General features: G+C 59.1%; 3 protein-coding genes. All 3 read right to left on the bottom strand.

Features of this window, described 5'->3' with window-relative positions:
• Positions 1–323: 323 nt before the first annotated feature.
• Positions 324–2,372, bottom strand: coding sequence for an alpha-L-arabinofuranosidase family protein (locus tag H4Q31_RS04285; protein ID WP_185177832.1), 2,049 nt, complete (start codon positions 2,370–2,372; stop codon positions 324–326).
• Between the two features lie 213 nt (positions 2,373–2,585).
• Positions 2,586–4,352, bottom strand: a complete 1,767-nt coding sequence (locus H4Q31_RS04280) for a glycoside hydrolase family 2 protein (RefSeq protein ID WP_185177831.1) — start codon at positions 4,350–4,352, stop codon at positions 2,586–2,588.
• A 22-nt stretch (positions 4,353–4,374) separates the two neighbouring features.
• Complete coding sequence (locus H4Q31_RS04275) at positions 4,375–6,690, bottom strand: family 43 glycosylhydrolase (RefSeq protein WP_185177830.1); 2,316 nt, start codon at positions 6,688–6,690, stop codon at positions 4,375–4,377.
• Positions 6,691–6,721: the final 31 nt, after the last annotated feature.

Genomic DNA, 6,721 nt, shown 5'->3' with positions numbered 1-6,721 from the left:
CCCGCTAACTCGACCGCTTGGGCGCCTTTCCGGGTGAGTTACTCGGCTAAACCGGCTAACTCGACCGCTTGGGGCGCCTTTCCGGGCGAGTTACTCGGCTAAACCCGCTAACTCGACCGCTTGGGGCGCCTTTCGGGGCGAGTTACTCGGCCAAACCCGCTAACTCGACCGCTTGGGGCGCCTTTCGAGGCGAGTTACTCGGCTAATCCCGCTAACTCGACCGCTTGGGGCGCCTTTCCGGGTGAGTTACTCGGCCAAACCCGCTAACTCGACCGCTTGGGGCACACTCGAGCGCCGCGCCAGCACGCCTTAGCCTTAGGCCGTTAACGTACTGCCGAGGCAAGCTTGCCTTGCCTACCCGCCGTCACTTCCAACGCATAAACGGACGAAGCCTTCAGCTCGCAAATCAACCGACGGTTCGCATACGTTAATTCATGCGTCGCGCAAGTCACCGCTTCCGGCTGCCAGACGCTGTTAATCGTCTCGAAGTCGTCCGCCGTCAGCTCGAACAAGCGGGCTTCGCCCGACTCGGCGAAGCCGACTAGCGCAACTTCGACCGTCTCAGCCTCTAGCCCCCGATTGACGATGAAGATCGTCAGCTTGCCGCCGCTGTCATCCAAGCAGGCGACCACGTCCAAGACTGGCAGCTCATCCAACTTCGGACCGGCACCTGACGCTGGCGCTTGCGCGCGGAACGTGCCGCACGACGTCTCGCTCTTGATCACTCGGCTCAGCCCGCGGTTAGCATACATCTGCATCACATAGTAGGTCGGCGTGCCATACACGACCGTTCCCTTGCCCGTCCAGCCAGGCGCCTTCCCGCGGAATTGGTCCGCATAGAAGTCGCCGACGCGGATGCAGCCGCCCAGCCAGCCGTTGACCAGATCGGAGAAGTTGCCGATCTCCACGAGATCGCTGCTGCGGAGGAATTCATTCAAATTCGCCGCGTTCGCCACCGCAGCTTCAAGCGTATGCTCGTTGGGCAAGCCTTTGCGAATCGTATTCGGGTAATACATTGTGTTGTATTCAGTGACCGCCAGCTTCAAGTGGGCATAACGCTCGTTCGATCCAAACAGCTCACGCAGCTCCTGGATCGTCTCCCGAGTCCACTCCGGGAACGACACCATTGCTTTGTACCGCTCCAGCTTAGGCGTATGATCGTTCATGCCGAAGCGCGGACAGCCGTGATACAGATGAATCGTCAAATAGTCGATCTGCTCGGAAGCCCGCTCCAGCAGCGGCTTGTTCCAATCCATGCGGGCATCGCCGCAGGCCAGCAGCTTAATACCGGGATCCGCCGCCTTCATAGCCGACGCGAACTGCTCATAACGCTCGGCGAATTGCTCGGCCGTGCAGTGCCCGACCTGCCAGGCTCCCCATACCTCATTGCCGATCTCCCAATACTTCACACCATAGGGTTCGGGATGTCCGTTCGCAGCGCGCATTCGCCCATATGGCGTGTCGGCGGCTCCGTTGCAATATTCCACCCAAGCCGCCGCCTCCTCCGGCGTGCCGGAGCCGTCGTTGACGCAGATGAGCGGCTCCACCCCCAGCTCCCGGCAGAACCGGATGAATTCGTCCGTGCCGAAGTACTTGTTCGCCCATCCGCCCCATGCTTCGTTCACAAGGTTGGGCCGCTCATAGATCGGTCCAACTCCTTGCTGCCAATGATAGGCGCTGATGTAGTTGCCCGCGAGCCGCATGATGCCTGCGTTCAGCTCGCCCGTGAGCTCCATTACCTGCCGGCGAACGAAGCCTGCGCTGTCCGACGGCAGCAGCGACACATGATCGAACCAGAGCATGCCCGTCGAGACGTGATCCAGCCACCGCGGATGCTCCGCAGGGACATAGATCCGCAGCTCCGCCCGCTCGCATTCCCGCTTCACCGGCAGGCGCGCCTCGTATTCCGCCCAGTCATGGCTCTCCAGTTGAATCCGAGCCGTGCCCAGCTCCTCTTCGGTCATACAATCAACGATCTCCGCCGCGACGAACTTGATCTCCACCGAAGCCCTCGCATACAGCGTCAACTTATAGCCGTCCGAATCCTCCTGCACGGCAATCGCTTGACGGATGCCGGCATACGCCTCGTCGTCGCTATAGATGCGCACCGCTTGGCTGTGCCCCGAATGCCGTGCCGCGGCCGGCTCCAGCGCATACTTCGTGTTCCTTCCGTTCGTATAAGGACGCCAGTAGCCGGACAATCCGCGATACGAATGATCCATGCTCTCGAAGTCCATATCCTTCAGCGGGAAGGCAAGCATAGCGTCCATATGGTCGCGTATATCTTCGACGAAATGCCCGAACACGAACGAGTTGATGCGATGGTCCGAGACTTGGCTGGCATCCACTCGAATGGCGCCATTAGCCTTCATGACAGTTCACCTCTCCCTCTGCGCTTCCTTCACCCTCTTATCAAGAGAGGCGTGGAACGCGACGCGATTTAAAGAATGTATTGACTTCCCTACGATCAGTCTGGATCGAACTTACTAATGCTCTCTCTTCCCTATGATCAGCATGGATCGAACTTCCAAATGTTATCTCTTCCCCGCGATCAGCGAAGATCAAACCTCCAAACGCTCACTTCCCTACGATTGGCGGAGATTGATCTTGCGAATGATCTCCGGATCCACCTTCGGCTTGCGGTCTTCGGTCAGCAGTCCGTTAATCTCCTGCTGCACATCGGTAATCTGCGTATAGCAGTAGCCGACGATGTAATCCGTCTGTTGGATCGCCTGCGTAATCCGCTTGAACCGATCGATGAAGTCTTCCTCGGAGCTGACTTGGTTGCCGTAGCCCCAGCCTTTGTCCGACTGAAAGGCAATGCCCCCGAACTCGCTGATCAGAATCGGCTGTCCGCGATAGCTGTACCCTTCAGCCAGCGCGTACTTCCCGTTGTTGAACGCGATGCGGTTGTCCACGATGTCCGACTTGTCTGCGTACCGCTTCAAGAAGCGCTCTCCGGCTTCTTCGTAATCATGAAGCGTGAGAATGTCGGAGACGGTGTGCTCCCAGCCGTCGTTCGTGACGACGGGCCGGTGCGGGTCGATCGACTTGGTCAGATGATAGATCGCCTCGGTCAGCTGCTGCTGATTCACGTTCTTCAGCACGTTCGGAATGCCCCACGATTCGTTGAACGGCACCCACGTGATAATGCTCGGATGATTATACTGCTGACGGACGATCTCGACCCATTCCTTCGTGAACGCCTCGACGGCCCGGTCGTTGAATTCGAAGGTCGCCGCCATCTCAGACCAGACGAGCAGCCCCTTCACATCGCACCAATACAGGAATCGGGAATCCTCGATCTTCATATGCTTGCGCACGCCGTTATAGCCGAGGTTCATGATGTGATCGATATCGGCGATGAGCGCTTCCTCCGAAGGCGCCGTCAGATGGGATTCCGGCCAGTACCCTTGGTCCAGAATGAGACGTTGATAGATCGGAATGTTGTTCAGCAGCACCTTGCCGTTCTGGATCGAGATCTTCCGCATGCCGAAGTAAGACTGGACGCGGTCGACCTCGACGCCTTGACGGTACAGCACGAACTCGACGTCGTACAGATTCGGGCGTCCCGGCGACCATGCCGCGAATTTCCATGGCCCGTTCGCTTCATGCACGAGTCCTACCGACATCTGGATCCAAGCGCGGTCGATATTGACCGAGATGCGCTTGACGACCTCTCCCCGCAGGCTGATGGTCGTCTCGAGCTGCAGTTCTTCCGCCGCATTCGCTCCCGGGACATGGTACTCGAAGCTGACCGAGCGCTGATCGAAGTCCGGCGTCATCTTCACCGATTCGAGATGGGTATCGCTCACGTATTCCAGCCAGACGGTCTGCCAGATGCCGGTCGTCTGCACGTAGAAGCATTCGAAGCTGTCCTTCTGCCAGCGCTGCTTGCCGCGAGGCTGCGCGCAATCGAAGCTATCCTCCGCCTTGACCGTCACCCGGTTCGCGGCGCCGAACCGGACGTACGGCGTAATATCAAGGTTGAACGCGGTATAACCGCCTTGATGCCGGCCCGCATAGCTGCCGTTGATCCAGACCTTGGCCACATAATCGACCGCTTGAAAATGGAGGATGACCCGCTTGCCCGAGACGCCCGCGGGCACGTCGATCGTCCGCTCGTACCAGACTTGCGGATGGAAGGCTTCTTCCCCGATCCCGCTCGCTTCTGTCTCATAGGTGAACGGAACGCGAATGCGGCGGTCGGCTTGAAGCCCGTTCGGCCAGCCTTCCGCTTCGCCGCGGTTCTCGTCGTCGAAGCGGAACCCCCATTCTCCGTTCAAGTTCATCCACTGATCCCGCACGAATTGCGGACGCGGGTAGTCCTTGATATAGCTTTGGGTTGTCATCGGTCTCTCTCCCTTGAGTTCTCTATTTGGACGTGACGCTCATCTCGGTGAAAGTGAAGGCGGACAGACGGCTGCGCAAGCCGACCCGGCCATGGAAGAACGCCTCGGGATCGGTATAATCGATCACCGGCTCCTCGCCGCCGTTCCAGAACACCTGAATCCGCGAACCGTCCAACCTAATGCGCATCGGCACCGTCTGTCCCGGCACGGTGTCGATCGAAGCGCTCGTGACGGTCATGTAGTCGTAGTTGTTCTTCTGAAGCTGCACCTGCCCGTCCGACAGCGTGATCGAATACCCCATGAACGAGTCGGCCACCTGGCTCGGGTATGCGGATTCGTTCGTCGTCCGCACCAGGACGCTCGCCTCGCCGGCAATATTCTGCGGGATGCCGACATTCACTGACACTTCGTAGTCGTCCCAATCGGTATTGCCCGCGAACAAGCGGTCATCCTCCGTTCCGCTGCCTTGGAAGCCGCCGGGAGCCGAATAGAACATGCCGGACATATCGTCTGAATCGACGTCCTGCAGCACGTTCGGCGCATCTGCGGTCTCAGACCGGTACAGGCCGATGCGCGAGAATTGCAGCGTCCCCTTCTTCAGCTTGACGGTCAGCGTATGATAGCCGGCCTCCAGCTGGATCGTCCCCAGCTTGAGATCCTGCCAGCCTTCCTCATCCAACGGCTTGACGGCGAATGACCCCTTCGCGCCTGCGCCGGACACCTCCACTTCCGTGTCTCCCTCCAGCGGGTTCACCGTCAGATAGATGCCGTAAGTGCCCGCTTCCGCCGCATGAATCTTATAGGACAGCCAATCTCCCTTGCCAGACAGCGTGACGGAACGGCTTCCGTCCTCCTCCGCTTGAATTGCCGGTCCGTTCACGGCATCGACGGAATAGCCGCGGCCATCGCCCTTCATGTAGTGAACGGCTTCGATCGTGCCGGGAAGCGTCTTGTACGCCTCGGCGTCGCTGCTGCCGCCGGCATCGTTCGAGAACGCGGTGTAGGAATATTCGGGGTCGGCGTTCAGCGCCGCATATCCGATGCTTCCCTGCGCCGCGAACGGAGCCGTCAGGTCGAGCTTCTGCATATTGTCGAAGAACACATGCAGCTGCGAACCGTCATTTTCAACGCGTACGGTGTGGAGCTTCGTATAGTCGAAGGACACGTCTAGCTCTACGCTGCCGAGCTCGTTCTCTTGTCCCTGGCTCACTTGAGCGACAGTCAGCTTGCCGCTGGCCGGATCGAGGCGTACGGCCCCATAGTTGTCGGAATCCTGATAAGCGAACAACAGCTTGATCCAAGCGCTGCCATCCGACGGAGCGCTCCTCAGCCTGAAGTTGTATTCGGACGTGAACGAGGCCTCCGACTTGGCATTGCTCACGAGCAGCTTGCTTCCATCCGTCCCGGCGGAAGACTGCCAATCCTTCATCGCCTCCGAATCCGTCAGACGGCTGTGGAATTCCGGCTGCTTCGGCGCCGGCTGCGGCGTATTCGTCGGGCCCAGCACGTCCATCCGGCCGCCGCTGAAGACGAGGCGGTCGATGTTCATGTGCCGGACGGGCGGTCCTTCGGCGGATCGGCCGGCCAGATTGTGATAGACGATATAGTAGGAGTCCAGATCCGGGCCGAGGAAGGTCGAGCTGTGCCCGAGTCCGAAGAAATTGTCTTCCGTATGAATCAAGATCGGATTATTGGCAGGCACCCGATATTCGCCCAACGGACTCTCGTCCGATACGGCGTAGTTGACCCGGTAGCCTTTGCTGAACACGTGATTGCCGGTGTAGGTTAAATAATATTTTCCACCGCGCTTGATGATGGTTGAGCCTTCGGTCCAGCCTCCGAGGAAGGCGGCGCCCAGCGTCCTCGCGCCTGTCCCCATCGTATACGGATCGGTCATCGGATGAATGACGATCCCCTCGGTGCCGGCATGGGTGAAGTACCACTGCCCGTCGTCGTCGATGAACACCGAGCCGTCGATGCTTAAGCCGAAGTTGCCGGTCTTCACCTCGAACGGGCCGGTCGGCTTGTCGCTGCGCAGCACGTAATGCCCGTTGCCCGCCGGCGAAGTGTACATATAGAAGTAGCCGTTCCAGTAGACCACCTCCGGCGCGTAAGCGCTCGTCGTGATCGGATCCTCGGTGACCAGCCCCTCGTACGTCCAATGAACGAGGTCCTGCGAGCTCCACCCTTTGACGCCGGGGCGGTTGTCCTTCGTGCTGCAATATAGGTAATACATTCCGTCGTAACGCAGTATATAAGGATCGCCGATGCCGTAATCCTCCCATTCCTCCGGCAAGGTCATCGGATTCTGGTAGACGGGATCGTTATCGCTGTACATCTGAACTTCCTCCTTCGTATCGGATTGACAT

The sequence above is a fragment of the Cohnella lubricantis genome, assembly GCF_014212015.1.
In the GTDB taxonomy this organism is placed as follows: domain Bacteria; phylum Bacillota; class Bacilli; order Paenibacillales; family Paenibacillaceae; genus Cohnella; species Cohnella lubricantis.
The sequence above is the reverse complement of the archived record's forward strand: the minus strand, read 5'-3'. Positions and strand labels throughout refer to the sequence as shown.

Excerpts from the sequence above, each read along its gene's own strand:
- H4Q31_RS04280 (WP_185177831.1), bottom strand. The coding sequence starts at position 4,352 with ATGACAACCCAAAGCTATATCAAGGACTACCCGCGTCCGCAATTCGTG.
- H4Q31_RS04275 (WP_185177830.1), bottom strand. The coding sequence starts at position 6,690 with ATGTACAGCGATAACGATCCCGTCTACCAGAATCCGATGACCTTGCCG.
- H4Q31_RS04285 (WP_185177832.1), bottom strand. The coding sequence starts at position 2,372 with ATGAAGGCTAATGGCGCCATTCGAGTGGATGCCAGCCAAGTCTCGGAC.